Origin of the sequence: Coprococcus sp. TM115-187 (assembly GCF_027679115.1) — a bacterium.
GTDB lineage: Bacteria > Bacillota > Clostridia > Lachnospirales > Lachnospiraceae > Allocoprococcus > Allocoprococcus comes.
Map to the genome: position 1 here is coordinate 1 of NZ_JAQEKS010000069.1, position 505 is coordinate 505.

The window sequence follows — 505 nt, forward strand, 5'->3', positions numbered from 1 at the left end:
CCACTACCGGGTGGATTCGGGACTTTAACCCGTTAGAAACGTGCGCCGCTAGGCGCACAAGCAAAAAAACACGAAAAACTAACGTTTTTCGTGCTTTTTGAGAGGCGCCAACCAGATTTGAACTGGTGATAGAGGTGTTGCAGACCTTTGCCTTACCACTTGGCTATGGCGCCAGATGACTCCGACGGGAATCGAACCCGTGTTACCGCCGTGAAAGGGCGATGTCTTAACCGCTTGACCACGGAGCCAGATATTGATTTTTTTCAAAATTAAAATCTGCAAGTAATTGGCTGACAGATTTTAGAACTCCCCGAGTTGGGTTCGAACCAACGACCCTTCGGTTAACAGCCGAATGCTCTACCGCTGAGCTATCGAGGACTACTCTTATTATTATAAACACTTTACATATATTTTGCAAGTGCTTTTTTCATTTTTTATGTACTCTGAAAACCACATACAAATTTAAATCTTTACTCCATCCATTCTTCCTTACCCTGTCCTACCT

The 505-nt window shown here is 44.2% G+C and carries 3 tRNA genes; all 3 read right to left on the reverse strand.

Annotation, left to right across the window (positions count from 1 at the left end):
- Positions 1-102 precede the first annotated feature (102 nt).
- A tRNA-Cys gene (locus PGW42_RS15840) sits at positions 103-173 on the reverse strand.
- A gap of 3 nt (positions 174-176) precedes the next feature.
- Positions 177-248: transfer RNA gene (locus PGW42_RS15845), tRNA-Glu, on the reverse strand.
- Positions 249-306: 58 nt separating this feature from the next.
- Positions 307-378: transfer RNA gene (locus PGW42_RS15850), tRNA-Asn, on the reverse strand.
- Positions 379-505 lie beyond the last annotated feature (127 nt).